This window comes from Streptomyces sp. NPDC028907 (assembly GCF_055564995.1).
Genome location: NZ_JBVHVE010000003.1, coordinates 188549 through 207510, shown reverse-complemented (window position 1 = coordinate 207510; position 18962 = coordinate 188549). Strand labels below are relative to the sequence as shown.

The 18962-nt window shown below is 71.1% G+C and carries 17 protein-coding genes; 10 read left to right on the top strand and 7 right to left on the bottom strand.

Features of this window, described 5'->3' with window-relative positions:
• Nucleotides 1–68 precede the first annotated feature (68 nt).
• Complete coding sequence (locus tag ACZ4UU_RS09875; RefSeq protein WP_468038212.1) at nt 69–572, top strand: SgcJ/EcaC family oxidoreductase; 504 nt, start codon at nt 69–71, stop codon at nt 570–572.
• Here the strand turns inward: ACZ4UU_RS09875 and ACZ4UU_RS09870 are convergent.
• The 4 genes from ACZ4UU_RS09870 to ACZ4UU_RS09855 all read right to left on the bottom strand — a co-directional run bounded on the left by ACZ4UU_RS09870 (nt 538) and on the right by ACZ4UU_RS09855 (nt 4680).
• Nucleotides 538–1923, bottom strand: a complete 1386-nt coding sequence (locus ACZ4UU_RS09870; protein ID WP_468038210.1) for a sensor histidine kinase — start codon at nt 1921–1923, stop codon at nt 538–540. The two genes, ACZ4UU_RS09875 and ACZ4UU_RS09870, sit on opposite strands and share 35 nt — an antisense overlap.
• Nucleotides 1920–2639, bottom strand: coding sequence for a response regulator transcription factor (locus ACZ4UU_RS09865; RefSeq protein WP_468038208.1), 720 nt, complete (start codon nt 2637–2639; stop codon nt 1920–1922). Before ACZ4UU_RS09865 ends, ACZ4UU_RS09870 begins: the two co-directional genes overlap by 4 nt.
• Nucleotides 2640–2741: 102 nt before the next feature.
• Nucleotides 2742–3935, bottom strand: coding sequence for a cytochrome P450 (locus tag ACZ4UU_RS09860; protein WP_468038206.1), 1194 nt, complete (start codon nt 3933–3935; stop codon nt 2742–2744).
• Nucleotides 3925–4680: a cyclodityrosine synthase gene (locus tag ACZ4UU_RS09855; protein ID WP_468039172.1), complete on the bottom strand. Its 756-nt coding sequence runs from the start codon at nt 4678–4680 to the stop codon at nt 3925–3927. The genes ACZ4UU_RS09860 and ACZ4UU_RS09855 overlap by 11 nt, the downstream gene beginning before the upstream one ends.
• A 344-nt stretch (nt 4681–5024) precedes the next feature.
• Here ACZ4UU_RS09855 and ACZ4UU_RS09850 point away from each other — a divergent pair, with 344 nt between their 5' ends.
• The 4 genes from ACZ4UU_RS09850 (at nt 5025) to ACZ4UU_RS09835 (ending at nt 9614) form a co-directional block, all read left to right on the top strand.
• The gene (locus tag ACZ4UU_RS09850) at nt 5025–6302 is read left to right on the top strand and encodes an aspartate kinase (RefSeq protein ID WP_383449384.1); all 1278 of its coding nucleotides are present in this window, start codon (nt 5025–5027) and stop codon (nt 6300–6302) included.
• Nucleotides 6299–7351, top strand: coding sequence for an aspartate-semialdehyde dehydrogenase (locus tag ACZ4UU_RS09845; protein WP_468038203.1), 1053 nt, complete (start codon nt 6299–6301; stop codon nt 7349–7351). Before ACZ4UU_RS09850 ends, ACZ4UU_RS09845 begins: the two co-directional genes overlap by 4 nt.
• A 428-nt stretch (nt 7352–7779) precedes the next feature.
• Complete coding sequence (locus ACZ4UU_RS09840; protein WP_468038201.1) at nt 7780–8496, top strand: SigE family RNA polymerase sigma factor; 717 nt, start codon at nt 7780–7782, stop codon at nt 8494–8496.
• A 65-nt stretch (nt 8497–8561) separates the two neighbouring features.
• The gene (locus ACZ4UU_RS09835) at nt 8562–9614 is read left to right on the top strand and encodes a hypothetical protein (RefSeq protein ID WP_468038199.1); all 1053 of its coding nucleotides are present in this window, start codon (nt 8562–8564) and stop codon (nt 9612–9614) included.
• A 55-nt stretch (nt 9615–9669) separates the two neighbouring features.
• Here ACZ4UU_RS09835 and ACZ4UU_RS09830 read toward each other — a convergent pair whose 3' ends face one another.
• Both ACZ4UU_RS09830 and ACZ4UU_RS09825 read right to left on the bottom strand, forming a co-directional pair.
• A complete protein-coding gene (locus ACZ4UU_RS09830) occupies nt 9670–10476 on the bottom strand; it encodes an SURF1 family protein (RefSeq protein WP_468038197.1) in 807 nt (268 codons plus the stop codon).
• A 56-nt stretch (nt 10477–10532) separates the two neighbouring features.
• Complete coding sequence (locus ACZ4UU_RS09825; RefSeq protein WP_468038195.1) at nt 10533–10907, bottom strand: nuclear transport factor 2 family protein; 375 nt, start codon at nt 10905–10907, stop codon at nt 10533–10535.
• A 102-nt stretch (nt 10908–11009) separates the two neighbouring features.
• Here ACZ4UU_RS09825 and ACZ4UU_RS09820 point away from each other — a divergent pair, with 102 nt between their 5' ends.
• Nucleotides 11010–12863: a S9 family peptidase gene (locus ACZ4UU_RS09820; RefSeq protein ID WP_468038193.1), complete on the top strand. Its 1854-nt coding sequence runs from the start codon at nt 11010–11012 to the stop codon at nt 12861–12863.
• An 85-nt stretch (nt 12864–12948) separates the two neighbouring features.
• Complete coding sequence (locus ACZ4UU_RS09815; protein WP_468038191.1) at nt 12949–13674, top strand: hypothetical protein; 726 nt, start codon at nt 12949–12951, stop codon at nt 13672–13674.
• 67 nt (nt 13675–13741) lie between these two features.
• Here the strand turns inward: ACZ4UU_RS09815 and ACZ4UU_RS09810 are convergent, their stop codons facing one another.
• A complete protein-coding gene (locus ACZ4UU_RS09810; RefSeq protein WP_468039171.1) occupies nt 13742–15652 on the bottom strand; it encodes an NAD-binding protein in 1911 nt (636 codons plus the stop codon).
• Nucleotides 15653–15858: 206 nt separating this feature from the next.
• Between ACZ4UU_RS09810 and ACZ4UU_RS09805 the strand changes: the two genes are divergently transcribed.
• The 3 genes from ACZ4UU_RS09805 to ACZ4UU_RS09795 all read left to right on the top strand — a co-directional run bounded on the left by ACZ4UU_RS09805 (nt 15859) and on the right by ACZ4UU_RS09795 (nt 18958).
• On the top strand, nt 15859–16881 hold the full coding sequence (locus ACZ4UU_RS09805; RefSeq protein WP_468038189.1) for a permease: 1023 nt from the start codon (nt 15859–15861) through the stop codon (nt 16879–16881).
• Nucleotides 16878–17660, top strand: coding sequence for a TIGR03943 family putative permease subunit (locus tag ACZ4UU_RS09800; protein ID WP_468038187.1), 783 nt, complete (start codon nt 16878–16880; stop codon nt 17658–17660). Before ACZ4UU_RS09805 ends, ACZ4UU_RS09800 begins: the two co-directional genes overlap by 4 nt.
• 77 nt (nt 17661–17737) lie before the next feature.
• Nucleotides 17738–18958, top strand: coding sequence for an amidohydrolase family protein (locus ACZ4UU_RS09795; protein ID WP_468038185.1), 1221 nt, complete (start codon nt 17738–17740; stop codon nt 18956–18958).
• The last annotated feature ends 4 nt before the right edge of the window (nt 18959–18962 follow it).

The following is an 18962-nucleotide window of genomic DNA, read 5'->3' as shown; positions in this document are numbered from 1 at the left end:
ACCTCCACCGCAGAGAACACGGAAAGCGGAGGGAGACCCACCCGATCGCACAGCACTGGGAGTTCGCGATGACCCGTCGTTCCATACGCAAGCGCGTGGCCGTCGTCACCGCCGCCGCTCTCGTCGCCGTCGGCACCATCGCCGCGGGTGGCGCCGTCGCCGGGCCGGAGAAGTCGGCGAAGAAGCCCACCAAGAAGCAGGTGGCCGCCCTGTTCGACGAGTGGAACGCCGCACTGAAGACCCGGGACGCGGAGAAGGTCGCCGATCTCTACTGGGACGACGCGGTCCTGCTGCCCACCCTCTCCAACCAGGTCCGGGCCGACCGCGAGAGCCGTGTCGACTACTTCGAGCACTTCCTCGCGAACAAGCCGGTCGGCAAGAAGATCGAGACGCACATCAACGTCCTCGACTCGAACTCGGTGCTGGACGCGGGTCTCTACGAGTTCGCGCTCACCGACCACGACACCGGCGAGAAGAGCGTCGCCAAGGCCCGTTACACCTACGAGTGGGAGAAGCGGGACGGCGAGTGGAAGATCGTCAACCACCACTCCTCGTTGATGCCCGAAGGCTGATCCGTACGGACAGTCCGCCCTCTGGAGCGTCGCCCAGGGACACGGTCCCGCCGTCGTCGGTCACCAGTTGCTTGACGACGGCGAGACCGAGGCCGGAGCCGGCCTTCCCGGTCAGGCCCTGGCCGCGCCAGAAGCGGTCGAAGGCGCGGGACTTCTCCGCGTCCGACATACCGGGCCCCTGGTCGTTCACCGACAGGGTCACCTCGTCGCCCCTCGACTCGACCCGGACGGTGATCGTGCCGCCGTCCGGTGACACCTCCAGGGCGTTCGAGAGCACGTTGTCCAGCACCTGCTCCAACTGACCGGGACTGGTCAGTACAAGCAGCCGGCCGTCGGCACTCCCCCTGAGCGTGATGGTGACTCCGCGCTCGTCGGCGGCCGGCCTCCACACGTCCAGCCTCTCCCGCACGATGTCCAGCAGGGGCAGCGGCTCCGCCACGGTCACCTTCGCCTCCGCCCGCGCCAGTACCAGCAGGCCGTTGACCAGGCGGCTCATCCGGACCACCTCGGCCGTCGCCTGCTCCACGTCCTCCTTGACGAATTCGTCGTCCACGCCGTCGGCGATGTTGTCCAGCGACAGCCGCAACGCGGTGAGAGGGGTACGGAGTTGATGCGAGGCGTCGGCCACGAAGATGCGCTGCGCGGCGATCAGTGTGTCCAGCCGCTCGCCCGCCTGGTTGAGCGTGCGGGCGAGGGTCTGTGTCTCCCGCGGGCCCGTCACGGGGGAGCGGGCCGTCAGGTCGCCGTCGCTGAACTTGCTCGCCGTTTCGTTGAGCTGGCGCAGCGGACGGGTGAGCCGACGGGCCACACCCGCGCCGACGACGGCGGCCACGGCGAGGACGATCACCGCGAGGCCCGCGCGAAAGCCCCAGATCGTCCACAGCCGGTTGGTCAGCTCGTTGGTCTGGTACACGATGCGTACGGCGCCGACGACCGGGCCCCTGTTGCGGCCGTCGAGGTCCGTCCTGCTCTCGCGGGCGGCCACCGTGATCGTCAGCTCCGGGCCCCAGATGAAGGACGAGCCCCAGTCGGTCGTGGGCTCGCCCGTCTCCAGGGTCCTGGTCAGGGCGGCGTCCTGCTGCGGGCTCCGCAGGTCCGTGTCGCAGCGTTCGGTCACCTCGACCTCGCCGGGTGTCTCACCCTCGAACGCGTCGGCCATCTCCAGCAGCGCCGCGCACGACGGAGGGTTCCCGTTGCCGAGCAGCAGGGCCATGGTCTCGGCCTCACGCTCGACGGACGCCGCGGTGTCGCCCCGCAGCTGGTGGGTGAGCGAGAAGGCCACGGGCACGGTGAACACGGCGATGGCACCGGCGACGAGCGCGACGTAACTGCGGGTGAGCTGACGGATCATGACGTGCCGCCACGGCTGTCGCCCGTGCGGGCCGGGTCACCCTTGACGATCTCCAGCCGGAACCCGACCCCGCGCACCGCCTCGATGGTGATCGCCCCGGCGAGCTTGCGCCGCAGTGCCGCCACATGGACGTCCAGCGTCTTCGTCGGGCCGAACCAGTTCGCGTCCCAGACCGCCTCCATGATCTGCTCGCGCGACATCAGCGCCCCGGGCTCCTCGGTGAGGAAGGCCAGCAGGTCGTACTCCTTGGGCGCGAGGGCGACCTCCGCGCCGTCCAGGCGGACCCGGGCCGCCTTGCGGTCGATGGTGAGGCGGCCGCCGTAGCGGTCGGGGCCGGCCTCGGCGGCAGCGGCGGGGGTGCGCGGTTGCATCCGGCGCATGACCGCTCGTATCCGCGCGATGACCTCGCGCACCCCGAACGGCTTGGAGACGTAGTCGTCGGCGCCGAGCTCCAGCCCGACCACCCGGTCCGTCTCGTCGCTGCGCGCGCTGATCACGATGATCGGCACGTCGCCGCGTTCGCGCAGCGCTTTGCAGACGTCGAGACCGTCGGTGTCGGGCAGGCCGAGATCGAGCAGTACGACGTCGTAGGGCTCGGCGTGGCTGAGCGCCGCGGCGCCCGTGGTGACCCAGGCCACCTCGAAGCCGTAGCGCAGCAGTCCACGCCGGAGCGACTCGGCGACCGGTTCGTCGTCTTCCACCAGAAGTACGCGCACAGGCGAACCATAGTGCTTGAACTTTGAAGACGACTGGCCGCCGAGCCTGTGAACAGGCGATATGCGGCGAAATCAACCGCTGCTCGACTGCTTACCCGGTTGCTACCACATGACCGGAAGCCGCTCCGGGATCCGCTTCATGAAGCCCGTCCGCCACACCAGCTGCTCGATCGGCACCGCGAGCCGCAGCCCGGGCATCCGCTCCAGCAGGGTCTCCAGGGCGATCTCGGCGTGCTTGCGGCCGAGGGCGGTGGCGGGGCAGTAGTGACGGCCGCCGCCGAAGGAGAGGTGGGCGGTGGCGTTCTCGCGGGCGAGGTCGACCGTGTGCGGGTCGGGGAAGGCGGCCGGATCGAAGTTGGCGCCCTCGACGAGGACCAGGACCAGGTCGCCCGCCTTCACCTCCACCTCTCCGAGGAGTACGTCCTGCGTCGCCAGCCTCGGCAGTCCGTCACCGATGGACAGGTTGATACGCAGCAGTTCGTCCACGGCCGCGGGGACCAGGGTGCGGTCGGCGAGGAGGCGGGCGTGCAGGTCGGGGTGCTGGATGAGGGAGACCAGCGCCATGGTCAGGAAGCCCGCGGTGGAGATGACGCCCGCGCCGAACATCGTCACCCCGACCGTCGCGAGCATCTCGTCGGTGAGGTGGCCGTACTCGGGGTCCGCGCGCAGGGCGGCCAGCTCGGCCATCAGGCCCGTCGTCGCCGGGTCGTCGAGCCGCTCGGCCATGTACGCGATGTCCCGGTCCCAGTTGAGCCGGGCGCCCGCGACGGGGCAGGCGGAGTTCATGAACGCGATGTCCAGGCTCCGCATCAGGCGGGGCGCGTCCTGCTGCGGGATGCCGAGGATCCGGCAGTGCATGCCCGCCGAGTACGGGTCGGCGAAGCCGCCGCGCAGGTCCGCCGGGGCGCCCTCGCGCAGCAGTCCGCCGACGAGTTCGGCGGCGTAGGAGCGCATCCACTCCGCGAGGCCCGGGCTCTTCGGGTTCAGCGCCTTCAGGACGGCCTTGCGCAGTCCGGCGCCGGTGATGTTCCCCATGTTGTTGACGACCTCGGGCGGGATCGTCAGCGCGTACTGGCGGGGCACACCCGGGGCCGAGGTGTCCTTCAGGCTGAAGCGCGGGTCCTCCAGGACCTGTTTGCACAGTTCGTACGACGACACGAGCCAGGCCTCGTCGCCGGCGATGGTGCGGACCCTGCGCACGGGGGTGCCGGTGCGCAACTCCTCGACCTCGTCCGGGAGTTGGTCGCCGCGCCAGGAGAACGGGAAGTCGATCGGCGTGAGTGTGTCAGTGGACATCGGTGTCCGGTCCCTCCGTGTCGGTTCCCTCGGCCGGCGTCACGATGGCGTGACCCTGGTTTCGGGAGGCGCGCAGACCGGCGCCGCGGGAGTAGAGCAGCTCGGCCATCGGCAGGAGCTGGTGGTAGCAGTTGAGGGAGGACGGGACGCCGAGGATGGCGGGGGTGTCCAGGAAGAGGGGGGCCTCGGCGCAGACGTAGGCGAGGCACACCTCGCGCTGGGCGGCGCTCGCGCGTCCTGCCTTGCCGGCGAGGAAGGAGTCGACGAGCTTCTCGCAGGTCGTGCGGAACTCGTCGTCGGTGGCGAGGCGGGCCTGGAGACGGTCGTGGATCTCCCGGTAGGCCGGGTTGCCGCGGAAGTCGGACATGGCGTGGGCACGGAGGCGGGTGCCGGCCGGGTCGACGGCCTGGACGGCGCCGAGCACCTTGGCCCGTACCCCGCGCAGGTTCTTCACCGCCTTGCGGCGCGCGTCGTCGGGCGGATAGCCGGACGCCGCGTACATCTCGGCCACGTACAGGTCCGTGTAGACGAAGTCGACCCGCTCGAAGCGGGCGAGGCCCCAGCGTGCGAGGTCGTGGACGCGGGGTGCGGAGAAGTAGCTGTTGCCGGGTGAGACGCCGATGACGGCGTGGTCGCCGGCGACGCGGATGACCTCGCAGTGGGGCGTGAAGGGCTGGATCTTGAAAAGGCCGGCCGGGGAATCCGTATCGGCTTGCGTGACGTGCTGGATCTCTGAAGCGGTCACAGTCGTCAAAGGAGGAGAATCCTTCGCGTCGCGAGTCCCGATGGAGCCTTGTGCTCCTGGTGTGGCGACGACGACGCGAAGTTAGCGTTCGACTACGGAGAGCGTCAATGGCCGATTTCGCGCTGTGGGACACGCGGCCCGCGTCGGGGCGGGTGCGCGCCCGCGTCGGAACGGGTGCGCGTTCGCGTCGCACCTAGTGACCTGCACCACTAAACCGATTGCCCCACCCCCGACCGGGCAGACACCACCCCGAGCGCCCGAATCTCACCATCTGGGAACCCCAAGGTCGTTTTCGGACGCTCGGTAAACTGAGCCGACACACACGGACTGAGCGAGGAGCGCACGTGGGCCTTGTCGTGCAGAAGTACGGAGGCTCCTCCGTAGCCGATGCCGAGGGCATCAAGCGCGTCGCCAAGCGGATCGTGGAAGCCAAGAAGAACGGCCACCAGGTGGTCGCCGTGGTTTCCGCGATGGGCGACACGACGGACGAGCTGATCGATCTCGCCGAGCAGGTTTCCCCGATGCCTGCCGGACGCGAGCTCGACATGCTGCTGACCGCGGGAGAGCGGATCTCCATGGCCCTGCTGGCCATGGCGATCAAAAACCTGGGCCACTCGGCCCAGTCGTTCACCGGCAGCCAGGCAGGTGTCATCACCGACTCGGTCCACAACAAAGCCCGGATCATCGATGTCACGCCGGGCCGGATCCGCACCTCCGTCGACGAGGGCAACATCGCCATCGTCGCCGGGTTCCAGGGCGTGAGCCAGGACTCCAAGGACATCACCACCCTGGGGCGTGGCGGGTCGGACACCACGGCGGTGGCGCTGGCCGCCGCTCTCGACGCCGAGGTGTGCGAGATCTACACCGACGTCGACGGCGTGTTCACCGCCGACCCGCGCGTGGTCAAGAAGGCGAAGAAGATCGACTGGATCGCCTTCGAGGACATGCTGGAGCTGGCCGCGTCCGGCTCGAAGGTGCTGCTCCACCGCTGTGTGGAGTACGCCCGTCGTTACAACATCCCGATCCACGTCCGGTCCAGCTTCAGCGGGCTGCAGGGCACCTGGGTCAGCAGCGAGCCGATCGAGCAAGGGGACAAGCAGGTGGAGCAGGCCATCATCTCCGGTGTCGCGCACGACACCTCCGAGGCCAAGGTCACGGTCGTCGGTGTGCCGGACAAGCCGGGCGAGGCCGCCGCGATCTTCCGCGCGATCTCCGACGCCGAGATCAACATCGACATGATCGTGCAGAACGTGTCCGCCGCCTCCACCGGTCTGACGGACATCTCCTTCACGCTGCCGAAGTCCGAGGGTCGCAAGGCCATCGACGCGCTGGAGAAGAACAAGGGCGGCATCGGCTTCGACTCGCTGCGCTACGACGACCAGATCGGCAAGATCTCCCTGGTCGGCGCCGGTATGAAGACCAACCCGGGCGTCACGGCCGACTTCTTCAAGGCGCTCTCCGACGCGGGCGTGAACATCGAGCTGATCTCGACCTCCGAGATCCGCATCTCGGTCGTCACCCGCGCCGACGACGTCAACGAGGCCGTCCGCGCCGTGCACTCCGCCTTCGGACTCGACTCCGACAGTGACGAGGCCGTGGTCTACGGAGGCACCGGGCGATGACCCGTCGCCCGACGCTCGCGGTCGTGGGTGCGACCGGAGCCGTCGGCTCGGTCATGCTCCAGATCCTGTCCCAGCGCGCGGACATCTGGGGTGAGATCCGTCTGATCGCCTCGCCGCGCTCGGCCGGCCGCAAGCTGGCCGTGCGCGGGGAGGAGGTCGAGGTGCTGGCGCTCACCGAGGAGGCCTTCGCCGGGGTCGACGTCGCGATGTTCGACGTGCCGGACGAGGTGGCCGCCCGTTGGGCGCCGATCGCCGCCGCCAAGGGCGCGGTGGTGGTGGACAACTCGGGCGCCTTCCGTATGGACCGGGAGGTGCCCCTCGTCGTCCCCGAGGTCAATCCGCACGCCGTCCGGATGCGGCCGCGCGGGATCGTCGCCAACCCGAACTGCACCACCCTGTCGATGATCGTGGCGCTGGGCGCGCTGCACGCCGAGTTCGGGCTGCGCTCCCTGGTGGTCTCCTCGTACCAGGCGGTGAGCGGGGCCGGGCGGGCCGGCGTGGAGACGCTGCGCCGGCAGATGTCCCTGGTCGCCGGTACGGAACTGGGCACCAGCCCCGGTGACGTACGGCGTGCCGTCGGCGACGACACCGGGCCGTTCCCGGAGCCGGTCGCGCTGAACGTGGTGCCGTGGGCCGGGTCGCTGCGCGAGGACGGCTGGTCGTCGGAGGAGATGAAGGTGCGGGACGAGTCCCGCAAGATCCTCGGGCTGCCGCAGCTGCCGGTCGCGGTGACCTGTGTGCGGGTGCCGGTGCTGACCGGGCACTCGCTGACCGTGCACGCCCGCTTCGAGGGCGAGGTCACGGTCGCCAAGGCGCGCGAGATCCTCGCCACCGCACCGGGGGTCGTGCTGTACGACAACCCGGAGGCCGGGGAGTTCCCGACGCCCTCCGACGTCGTGGGCACGGATCCGACCTGGGTCGGCCGGGTGCGGCGCGCGCTCGACGATCCGACGGCGCTCGAACTCTTCGTCTGCGGCGATAATCTGCGCAAGGGCGCGGCCCTCAACACCGCGCAGATCGCGGAGCTGGTGGCGGCGGAGTTCCGGTGAAGCACCGGGTGGTGCCGGAAATCTCCTGGGACCCGACGGATTGCTTTGTAGGATCTGTGTGAGAAGTGTGAGCCGATCGATGGTCCGGACCACTTGAACCGGACACTGTCGGCGGTCGAAGATTTTTCTCCCCGCTCTGCAACCGCTTGCAGGGCGGGGAGCGTCTTTGCGGTCGCCTTCAGGGGACGTGAGGACACGTTTTTCTGGCGTGGGGACGCCGAATGGGCGGGGCGTGGGGACGCTCTGACCATATGGGACATAAGGGAAGAGCGGGTAGGCATGTGGGCGTTTGACGCACGGTCAGCTGTGCTGCCTGGCGCGAGAGTCTCGGTCGCGGTGGCCGGAGGGCCGGCTGTTGCTGTCAGGACTGACGCAAAAGTGACGTCCGGCATGTACAACCCTCACGGGTGGACGCGTGTCCAACAGGCGTGGCAGAGGTACTCGACTTCTCCCCCGCTCTCGGCTCCGCCCGAGCGGGGGGACCCCCATCGGCAGCCCGCGGCACGGCCCTACGGCCGCCCCGCCGGCCCGTCCGATCCCGCATGCCCGGCGCGCCCGGCGGCATGCCGGTGATCGCGCCCATGCCCGCAGCGCGGCCCGCCCGCATACCCAGTCAGCGTGACGGTGCCGAGGCCGAAGACGCCGCGGCGGCCGGCACGACCGTCGACCACCTCACCGAGACCTACCGGGCCCACTACCGCTCGCTGCTGGGTCTCGCGGCGCTCCTCCTCGACGACACCGCCTCCTGCGAGGACGTCGTCCAGGAGGCGTTCATCCGGGTCCACTCCGCGCGCAAGCGCGTCCGGGACCCGGAGAAGACGCTGGCGTACCTCCGCCAGACCGTCGTCAATCTCTCCCGCTCCGCCCTGCGCCGCCGCATACTCGGCCTGAAGCTGCTGTCCAAGCCGATGCCCGACATGGCGAGCGCGGAGGAGGGCGCGTACGACCAGCTGGAGCGGGACTCCCTCATCAAGGCGATGAAGGGCCTCCAGCGCCGGCAGCGCGAGGTGCTGGTCCTCAGGTACTTCGCGGACATGACCGAGGCACAGGTCGCCGAGACGCTCGGCATCTCACTGGGCTCGGTGAAGGCGTACGGCTCGCGTGGCATCGCCGCGCTGCGGGTCGCCATGGAGGCGCCGGCATGAGCGGGGACCATGACGAGCGGCCGGACAAGCAACAGCCGAAGCAATCGCACGCTGGGAACGGAACTGTGAACGACGGCCCCGACGACCAGGGCCCCGAGGGGTTCGACTCGGACGAGCTGGCACTGCGCCGCATGCTGCACCACGCGGTCGAGGAGATCGAGCCGCGCGAGGGCACGCTGGACCATCTGCGGCGGGCGGTGCCCGCACGGCGGGCACGCAAACGGCAGGCGCTCGTCGGTGCGGCGGCCGCGGTGCTCTTCGTCGGCACCGCTGTCCCGGCCCTGGTGCACGTCTCCAACTCCACCGGCTCCAACGTCAACTCCTCGAACGCCGGCCATGGCGAGCAGGCGCAGGGCGGCTCCGGGCAGGGCAAGGAGACGGAGGGCGGCGAGAGCACGTCCGGCGGCAGCTCGGGCAAGGCCGAGGACAAGGGCAAGGGGAGCGAGAAGGACGAGGACAAGGGCACCGGCACCAGCACCGGTCCGGGTGTCGGCTCCGGAAGTCCCACCGACCCCTTGGCGACCCCGGCCGGCGTCGCCGCCTGCACCGCCGAGCAGCTCGGCACGTCCGGTGGGACCACCGACCTCCCCGACTCCTCCGGCACGGTGTACGGCACGTTCACCTTCAGCAATGTCTCCACCGCCGACTGCACGGTGAGCGGCCCGGGCTCGGTGGCCCTGGCCGCGGGCGGAGCGGCGGACGGCTCGAAGATCTCCCAGGCCCGGCATGCCGCCGGGGACGCGGCGGTCAGCCTGCCCGACCCGTCCCAGGAACTCACCGCCCTCGTCCTCAAGCCCGGCGACTCCTACCAGGTCAAGTTCGCCTGGGTCCCGTCGGAGACCTGCCCCACCACGGGTACGAACAACGGCGGCGGCACGGGGGGCCCCGACCCGTCACCCACGCCGACCCCGACCGAGAACACCACCAGCACGACGGAGGGCACCTCCACGGGCGGCGACACCGGCACCTCCACCCAGCTGATGACCGAGGACACCACGGCCGAAGGAAGCGTCACCATCTCCCTCACCCCGGAGGCGGGAGCGCCCACGGCCTCGGTGGTCGTGTCCAACGCGTGTGCGGGCGTCGTGTACTGGACGGGCGTGCTCCAGACGGTGTGAGGGCGTGCCCGGCGGGCGACCGGTGTCGCGCCGAGGCCTTCGCCCGGGCCTGCGCTCAGGCGTTGGCCTTCTCCTGCGCCGCCGGACCCTCGCTGGGCTCCCCGTCCGGCAGCAGCCCCAGTTCCGCGTCCCGCAGGGACTCCACCTCGCGGCGGAGCAGACGGAACCACATGAAGACCACGAAGCCCGCGAAGACGAACCACTCGCCGGTGTAGCCGAGGTTCTGGAACGCCTTCAGATCGAGGCCGGTGTCGCTGGCGGCGGCCGCCGGGACCGGCTTCATGCCCGAGTCGGCCTTGTCGAGGGTGATCCACGCGTCGTACACGTCGTACGGCACCAGATTCACCAGCGTCGCCGCGCTGATCGCACCCGTCTGGCCGGAGGGCAGGCCGCCGCGCGCCGGCACGCCGTTCTCACCGGGCACCTCGGACGCCTGGAGCGCGCCGGTGACCGTGACCTCGCCGGTCGGTGCGGCGGGGGCCTCGGCGCGGTCGGCGTCGCCCGGCAGCCAGCCCCGCACCACCGGCAGGGCCTTGCCGTCGTCGGTGTGCAGCAGCGTCAGGACGTAGTAGCCCTGCCGGTCGTCCAGCTCCCGGCCCGGCACGAGCAGCTGCTTGCCGTACCGGCCGCTCGCGGTGACCTGCCTGCCGGAGGTCGCCTTGTCCACCGGCAGCAGTTCGGCGAGCGGGCGGGCCGCCTCGTGCTCGGCCTTCTCGGCCAGCTCACCGGCGGTGCGATGGTCCTGCACCCGTGCCTCGAACCGGCTCAGCTGCCACGACCCCATGAACACGCAGAAAGGGATGGCGAGCAGCACGAAGACGTTGATCCCCCACCAACGGGGCGTCAGCAGAAACCGGTACACGCCCTCAACGGTACGGTGCCGTGCCGGACGCCGGGCCGCGGGGTCGGGTCCCCGTCTCAGTACCGCTCGACGAGGTGCTCGCGGCCCGCCGGGGGCTCGTAGGGCTCCGGCCAGAAGTCCGTCACCGCGGCTATACGGCCGTTCTCGTCCCCCGTGAAGAACGAGATGGCGTACATCTCCTCCACTCCCACCGTGACGTGGGCCCAGGTCACCACCTGACCGGGCTCGACGACGATCCGCTCGATCCGCAGGTGCCAGTCAGCCGGATACTCCCGGTTGAACCGCACGTACCGCTCCCGCCCGCTGATCCGCTCCCGCGTCTGGGGCAGGTCGTACACGACGTCCTCGGCGAGCGTCCCGGCGAACGCGTCCCAGTCCCGGGCCTCAGCGGTGGCCCAGAACCTCTCGACTGTCTTGCGCAGATCCGTCATGCCGAGCAGTGTGCACCCCGGCACTGACAACGGGCCCGGAAGTTGTCCACAGGCTGGGGGCCTCGCCAGCGGATTGTCGGCGCGGCCAGGCACTATGGGGCCATGACTGAGAGCCACGGGTCCGATTCGCGGGATCACCACATGCAGGACAAGGCCATTGCGGACAAGGACATGCCGGACTGGGAGAAGCGCTTCAGGGCGCCCCGGGTGTCGCTGCCCGACTGGGCGGAGGACGCCCCGGACCGCTCCTTGTTCGTGTCGAACGCCACAGGGACGTACGAGCTGTACGCCTGGGACCGTGCGACGGGCGAACAGCGCCAGGTGACCGACCGGCAGAACGGCACGACGGACGGCGTGCTCTCCCCGGACGGCGCGTGGATCTGGTGGTTCGACGACAAGGACGGCGACGAGTTCGGCGTGTGGCGCCGCCAGCCGTTCACCGGCGGAGAGGACGAGCTCGCGGCGCCCGGTCTCGACCCCTCGTACCCGGCCGGCCTCGCCCTGGGCCGGGACGGCCGTACGGCGATCGTGGGCCGCTCGACGGACGAGGACGGTACGACGATCCATGTGGCCCGCGTCGGCGAGCCCCCGGTGGAGATCTACCGCCACCGCGAGTCCGCGGGCGTCGGCGACCTCTCGCACGACGGCACGCTGATCGCCGTCGAGCACACCGAGCACGGCGACGCGATGCACTCGGCGCTGCGCGTCCTGCGCCCCGACGGCAGCGCGGTCGCCGAGCTCGACGACACCAAGGGCGGCACCGAGGAACTGGGCCTGGAGGTCCTCGGCTTCGCCCCGGTGACCGGCGACGCGCGGCTGCTCGTCGGGCATCAGCGGCGCGGCCGCTGGGAGCCACTGGTGTGGGACGTGGCGACGGGCGAGGAGACCGACCTCGCGCTGGAGCTGCCGGGTGACGTCAGCGCGGAGTGGTACCCGGACGGGGCCGGGCTGCTGATCGTGCACAGCTTCGAGGCCCGCAGCGAGCTGTTCCGGTACGACCTGGCGCGACGCGAGCTGGTGCGCGTCCCGACTCCGACCGGGTCCGTGTCGGGGGCGACGGCCCGCCCGGACGGCAGCGTGGAGTACCTGTGGTCGTCGGCGGCGGAGCCGTCGGCGGTGCGGTCGACGACGGGGCGGGTGGTGCTGGATCCGCCCGGCATGAAGTCCCCGGGCTCGGTCGCGGTGGAGGACGTGTGGGTGGAGGGGCCGGGCGGCCGCATCCACGCGCTGGTGCAGCGGCCGGCCGGCGCCGAGGGGCCGCTGCCGACCGTGTTCGACATCCACGGCGGCCCGACCTGGCACGACAGCGACTCGTTCGCGGCCGGCCCGGCGGCCTGGGTGGACCACGGGTACGCGGTGGTGCGGGTCAACTACCGCGGTTCGACGGGCTACGGGCGTGCGTGGACGGACGCGCTCAAGCACCGGGTCGGGCTGATCGAGCTGGAGGACATCGCGGCGGTCCGGGAATGGGCGGTGACGTCCGGGCTGGCCGACCCGGCCCGGCTGATCCTGACCGGCGGTTCGTGGGGCGGCTATCTCACCCTGCTCGGCCTCGGCACCCAGCCGGACGCGTGGACGCTGGGCATCGCGGCGGTCCCGGTCGCCGACTACGTCACCGCGTACCACGACGAGATGGAGGCGCTGAAGGCCATGGACCGTACCCTCCTGGGCGGCACCCCCGAGGAGGTCCCCGAGCGCTTCGAGGCGTCGTCACCGCTGACCTACGTCGACCAGGTGAAGGCCCCGGTGTACATCTCGGCGGGCGTGAACGACCCGCGCTGCCCGATCCGCCAGGTCGACAACTACGTGAAGCGCCTGGAGGCCCGCGGCGCGGTGCACGAGGTGTACCGGTACGACGCGGGACACGGTTCGCTGGTGGTGGACGAGCGGATCAAGCAGGTCGGACTGGAACTGGACTTCGCGGAGCGGCACTTGACGGGTGGGGTCCCGAAGTAGGGCGGATACGTTCGTGCGGCGAGGCGCGGCTGTGCCTCGTCTGTGCTTCGTCGCACGAACGCCCGGCGCGGGGGAGGTCCGGAGAATGAGGCGTGTGGTGGTTCCGGCCGTGGCGGCGGCCCTGGTGCTGATGAGCGGGTGCGGCGAGGACGTGCCCGGCTGCGGCTGGGAGGAGCGGCCGAAGAGCTTCCCGATCGAGGGCGAGAAGCGGCCTGTGCGGATCCGGCCCAGTGAGCATCATCCCGGGCTGGGCGGACGCGAGGTGACGGCCGCGCTGCCTCAGCGCCCCGACCGGGACGCCGGCCCCACCGCGCAGGCGCTGTACGACCTTCAGAAGAAGACGCTCGACATGGTGGGCGAGCTGGGCGAGATCGAGCCCGGCCGGTGCGAGGGCGGTGAGCTCGCCCTGGAGGTGGGGGCCACCACGCGCTGCACCGTCACCTACGAGGACGTCGAGGTGCCCTGGCAGGTGAAGATCACCAACGCGGTCCCGCAGGGACTGGGCACGCCCTACGGCATCGACTACCAGTACACCGCCCGGCCGTTGAGAACCGTGGTGCTCGCCCAGGAGGTCTACGACTGGTTCGCCTGGGAGGCCGGGAAGAATGGGCCGGACAGCCTCTCGGCCCCGAAGGAACCACGCTGCGACAAGCTCCCGGAGATCTTCACCGCCGAGCCCGGCCGGGACACCGGCTACTACTGCCAGAGCCTCAGTTTCTCGTGCACCAACGGTGACTACGACTTCGAGTGGCTCGACGTGGCGATCCGCGTCGTCGAGGAGGGGGAGGTGAGGATCGGCGGCGGTTCATAGCGGGGGCGCCCTTGCGCGGAGGCTCCGCCGTGGGCCGCCCCGAGGGAGCTCGCGCGCCGCCCGCGCGCTACGCGCCCTCCCGCTCCCGTGACCGTCTGCCCAGGAGTTCCGCCAGCCCCCGGCGGGTCGCCGCCAGGACCACGCGGTCCTCCTTCCGCAGGACATACGAGTCGGGCAGGTCCCACACCCACCCCGACGCGCCGCCCGCCCGGCTGTCCTCGTAGGCCTCCTCGACGGCGGGTTCCTCGCGGCGCTCGTCGCGGGAGCCCCGGTCCAGGGCCAGCACCCGCCAGGCGCCCGGCCGGAAGGCCTGGCCGACGGTCCTGTCCTCCAACTGCGGCTGGCCGGCCACCTCGACCGCCGCGAACAGCAGCACGCGGCGCTCGACGGGGATCGCGCCGAGGATCTGGCGGCCCATCATCGCGCCGGCGAAGGCGGGCGCGGCCAGGTGGGTCACGCTGCGGCTGCGGGTCAGGGCGTGGGGGTGCGCGGCGCGCAGGGTGCGGTAGACGGCGGTGGCGAAGTCGTCGTCGTACAGCCGCAGGACCACGCGTAGGTCGGGGCGGACGGAGCGGGCGTACAGGGCGGCCTCGAGGTTCGTGGTGTCCGCGCTGGTCACCGCCAGCAGGGCGTGCGCCCGGTGGATCTTGGCGGCCTCCAGGACGCCTTCCTGGGTGACGTCTCCGAGCACCACCGGCACCCGCAACCGCCGCGCGGTCGCCATCCCGCGGGCCTCGGGGTCGGACTCGACGCACACCACGGGGATGTGCAGTTCCCGCAGCCGGGTCAGCACCCGGGTGCCGATCTTGCCGAGGCCGAGCAGGACGACATGGCCGCCGAGCCCGCGCGGCGGTTTGCGCAGGGCGGAGGCGGTGCGGAAGGTACCGAGGGCCTCCAGCACCGCCGCCAGCAGCACGGGGAGCAGCAACAGCCCGGTCAGCCCGGACAGCAGTTGGAGGATCTGGCGGGCCAGGGACTGGTGGAGCGCGGGTTCGTTGATGGCGAAGAGGTCGAGGAGGGTCATGTAGGTGGCGTACAGCGGGTGTTCACCGGTCACCACCGTCAGCGCGACGGCCAGTGCCGCGACACAGCCCACAAGGCCGGCCAGCGACCAGCGGAGCCGCCGTGAGAACAGCGAGGCGAAGGACGGTACGACGCCGCGTCCCGACGGCAGGGACGGCCCCGCGTAGGACACCTGTTCCAGGACGACCGTGCCACGGCCCCTGGCCTCCTGGACGGCCTCCGCGTCCGGCAGCAGCAGTGGCCCCTGCTCGCCGCTGCCCTCCGAACCGTCGGCGCCGGCCGGGTCGTTGCTGGTCGTGGACAGCAGCGCGAGCGTGGCCAGCCCGGCGGCGGGTGACTGCCCGGGGCGCAGGGGCGGGCGTTCGACCGCGCGCAGCAACAGGCCGTCCGTCTGGACGACCTTGGTGGTGCCGACGACGGCCGTCGCGGCCAGTGCGGGGGCGGCCGTGTCGGCGTCGGACAGCACGGTCGTGGAGGCGTCCAGACCGGCGTCTCCCGCACCTGTCGCCAACGCGGCCGCCTGGTCGAGGAGTTCCTCGATGTGCTGGCCCAGCCGGCGGTTGTACAGGCGCAGGACGAGCCGCAGGCGGGGGTTGAGGCGGCGGGCGGTGAGGGCGGCGCGGATGTTGGTCTCGTCGTCGTCGTAGACGAGGGCGAGGGCGGCGGCGTGTTCGACACCGGCGTCGGCGAGGGCGGCCTCGGTGGCCTCGCCGGCCTCCACCACCCGGACGTTTCCCGCGGGTTCGCTGCCGCCGCCGGTCCCGCCGTTCGCGCGGTTGACGGCCGCGGTCACCGCCCCGAGCAGCGCCGCCGACGCGGCCCGGGCCCGGCCCACCACGGGCGGCCGTACCGTGCGCTCGGAGGGCGGCACGACGAGCGTGACCTGTTCGCCGTACACCCCGCGCAACTCGGCGGCCAGCCGGTGCGCAAGACCGTCGTCGCCGCACACCACCATGTGCGCGGCCGTGTCACTCCCCAACCGCTGCTGCGGAACGCTCCCCACGAGGGAAAAGACTGCCTCATAGTGACGGGTGGTTCCACCGGCGGCCCGCCGTCCCCGAACCTCCCCCGAACCTCCTCGACTGAACAGTCCCGCCCCGCCGCCCGTACTTGAGGGGAGGGAAACCAGCGCCCTACCGCACCACCGGAGGTACCTCGCCCGTGGCGATCACCAAAGCGGCCCCGCAGGAGACCGAGGGGGCCGGGCCGGAGACCGAGGGAGCCGGGCAGGAGGGCCGGCACCTCAACTCCCCCCTCCTGCTCACCATGCTCATGGTCGTCCTGGTGCTGCTCCAGAGCCCGATCCGCCGTGCGCTGTCCGCGCCGGTCATGCAGAGCTGGACGACGGTGTTCGTCGCGGTGATGGTGCAGGCACTGCCCTTCCTGGTGCTGGGCGTGCTGCTCTCGGCGGCCATCGCGGTGTTCGTGCCGCCGTCCTTCTTCGCCCGCGCCCTGCCCGCCCGCCCCGCCCTCGCCGTCCCGGTCGCTTCGGCGGCGGGCGCGGTGCTGCCCGGCTGCGAGTGCGCTTCGGTGCCTGTGGCCGGGGCGCTGGTCCGGCGCGGGGTGACGCCCGCCGCGGCGCTGGCGTTCCTGCTGTCCGCCCCCGCGATCAACCCGATCGTGCTGACGGCGACGGCCGTCGCCTTCCCCGGCAACCCGGAGATGGTCCTCGCCCGTCCAGTGGCGAGCCTGCTGGTGGCCTGCGCGATGGGCTGGCTGTGGCTGCGCCTCGGCCGCACCGACTGGCTGAAGCCGCCCTCCCACCCGTCCCACGACGGCCAGAGCAGGGGCGAGGCCTTCTGGAACTCCGTCCGGCACGACGTGATGCACGCCGGCGGCTTCCTGGTGGTCGGCGCGATGGCGGCGGCGACCCTCAAGGCGGTCGCCCCCGAGAGCTGGCTGCGCGCCGCCGCCGACAACCCGGTGCTGTCGGTTCTCGCCCTCGCGATCCTCGCGGTGGTGCTGTCGATCTGCTCGGAGGCGGACGCGTTCGTGGCGGCCTCGCTGTCCCAGTTCTCGCTCACGGCCCGGCTCACCTTCCTCGTCGTCGGCCCGATGATCGACCTCAAACTCTTCGCGATGCAGGCGGGCACCTTCGGTCGCTCCTTCGCCCTGCGCTTCGCCCCGGCCACCTTCACGCTGGCCGTGGTGGTGTCGGTACTGACGGGATGGGTGATCCTGTGAACCGCCAGGCACAGTCGGCAGTCCTGTTCCTGCTCGGCGCGTCCCTGCTGCACGCGGGCAGCACCGACCTCTATCTGCGGTACGTCAAACAGGGCCTGCGCCCGCTGGTGCTGGTGTCGGGCGCGGTACTGATCGCGGCGGCGGTGGCGACGGTCTGGTACGAGCGGAAGCGTGCGCGACGGCACAAGCGGAGCGGGGAGGAGCCGACCCACGCCCGCTCCGAAGCCCGCGCCGACTCCGAAGCCCCCGCCCCCTCCGAAGCCCATCCCCACCCCGAACCCCGGGTCTCCTGGCTCCTCGTCCTCCCCCTCCTCGCCCTGATCCTCGTCGCCCCGCCCGCCCTCGGCTCCTACAGCGCCACCCGCACCGGCACGGCCCTCCAGGAACCCCTCGCCTACCCTGACCTCCCCGCCGCCGACCCTCTGCCGCTCAGCGTCGTCGACTACGCGGGCCGCGCCGTCTACGACCACGGCCGCACCCTGCGGGGCCGCCACGTCCGGCTCACCGGCTTCCTGGCCGTGGACCGCGACGGCACCCCCTACCTCGTCCGCATGGCCCTCAACTGCTGCGCCGCCGACGCCCAGCCGGTCAAGGTCGCCCTCACCGGCCAGGTCCCACCCGTCCTCCAGCCGGACACCTGGCTCCGGGTCACCGGCACGTACACGCCGCGCCGCGCCGAGGACCCGGTCAACGGCGGTCCGATCCCGTTCATCGAGGTCACGGAGGCCAAGCCGGTGCCGGAGCCGACGGATCCGTACGACGAGAGCTGGAACAGCTGACGAGGACCGTCTCTTGCCGCCCCCGGGGACGCCCCCTACCCTGAATCTGATGGACCGTCAGATTCGGGAGGCGTGGCGTGGCCAGTACCGAGAGCGGCACCAAGGACCTGCCCAGGGTCATCAGCGTGGACGATCACGTGATCGAGCCCGCGCACCTCTTCGAGACCTGGCTCCCGGCCAAGTACCGGGACCGGGGCCCGAAGCCCCTCACCGCCGGGATCGGGGAACTCGCGTACGTCGGCGGGAAGTACCGGTTCACCACGGACCCGGACGGCCAGATCACCGACTGGTGGGAGTACGAGGGGGACCTCTTCCCGTACAAGCGCATCATCGCGGCCGTGGGGTTCTCCCGGGACGAGATGACGCTCGACGGGATCACGCGTGAGCAGATGCGGCGCGGCTGCTGGGATCCGAAGGCGCGGCTGGCGGACATGGACGTCAACCATGTCGAGGCCTCGCTCTGCTTCCCGACCTTCCCGCGGTTCTGCGGCCAGACCTTCGCGGAGGCCAAGGACAAGGAGGTCGGGCTGGCCTGTGTGCGGGCCTACAACGACTGGATGGTCGAGGAGTGGTGCGGCGACAGCGGCGGCCGGCTCATCCCGCTGTGTCTGATCCCGCTGTGGGACATCGGCCTCGCGGTCGCGGAGATCCACCGGAACGCGGCGCGCGGGGTGCGGGCGGTGACGTTCAGCGAGATCCCCACCTATCTCGGGCTGCCGTCCATCCACTCCGGCTACTGGGACCCGTTCTTCGCGGCCTGCGAGGAGACCGGCACGGTGGTCAACATGCACATCGGCAGCAGCTCGCAGATGCCGGCCGCCTCGCCCGACGCCCCGCCGGCCGTCCAGGCGTCCCTGTCCTTCAACAACGCCATGGCGTCGATGATGGACTTCCTCTTCTCCGGGGTGCTCGTGAAGTTCCCCCGGCTGAAACTGGCGTACAGCGAGGGTCAGATGGGCTGGATCCCGTACGCACTGGAGCGCGCGGACGACGTCTGGGAGGAGCACCGGGCGTGGGGCGGGGTGAAGGACCTGATCCCGGAGCCGCCGTCGACGTACTACTACCGCCAGATCTTCTGCTGCTTCTTCCGTGACAAGCACGGCATCGAGGCGATCGAGACGGTCGGCGTCGACAACGCCACCTTCGAGACGGACTATCCGCACGTCGACTCGACCTGGCCGGAGACCAAACGGGTGGCCGAGGAGCACGTCGGCGGGCTCTCCGACGAGGTGGCCTACAAGCTGCTGCGCGGAAACGCGATCCGGATGCTCGACCTTCCCTTCGACCAAGGGCGTTGAGAGG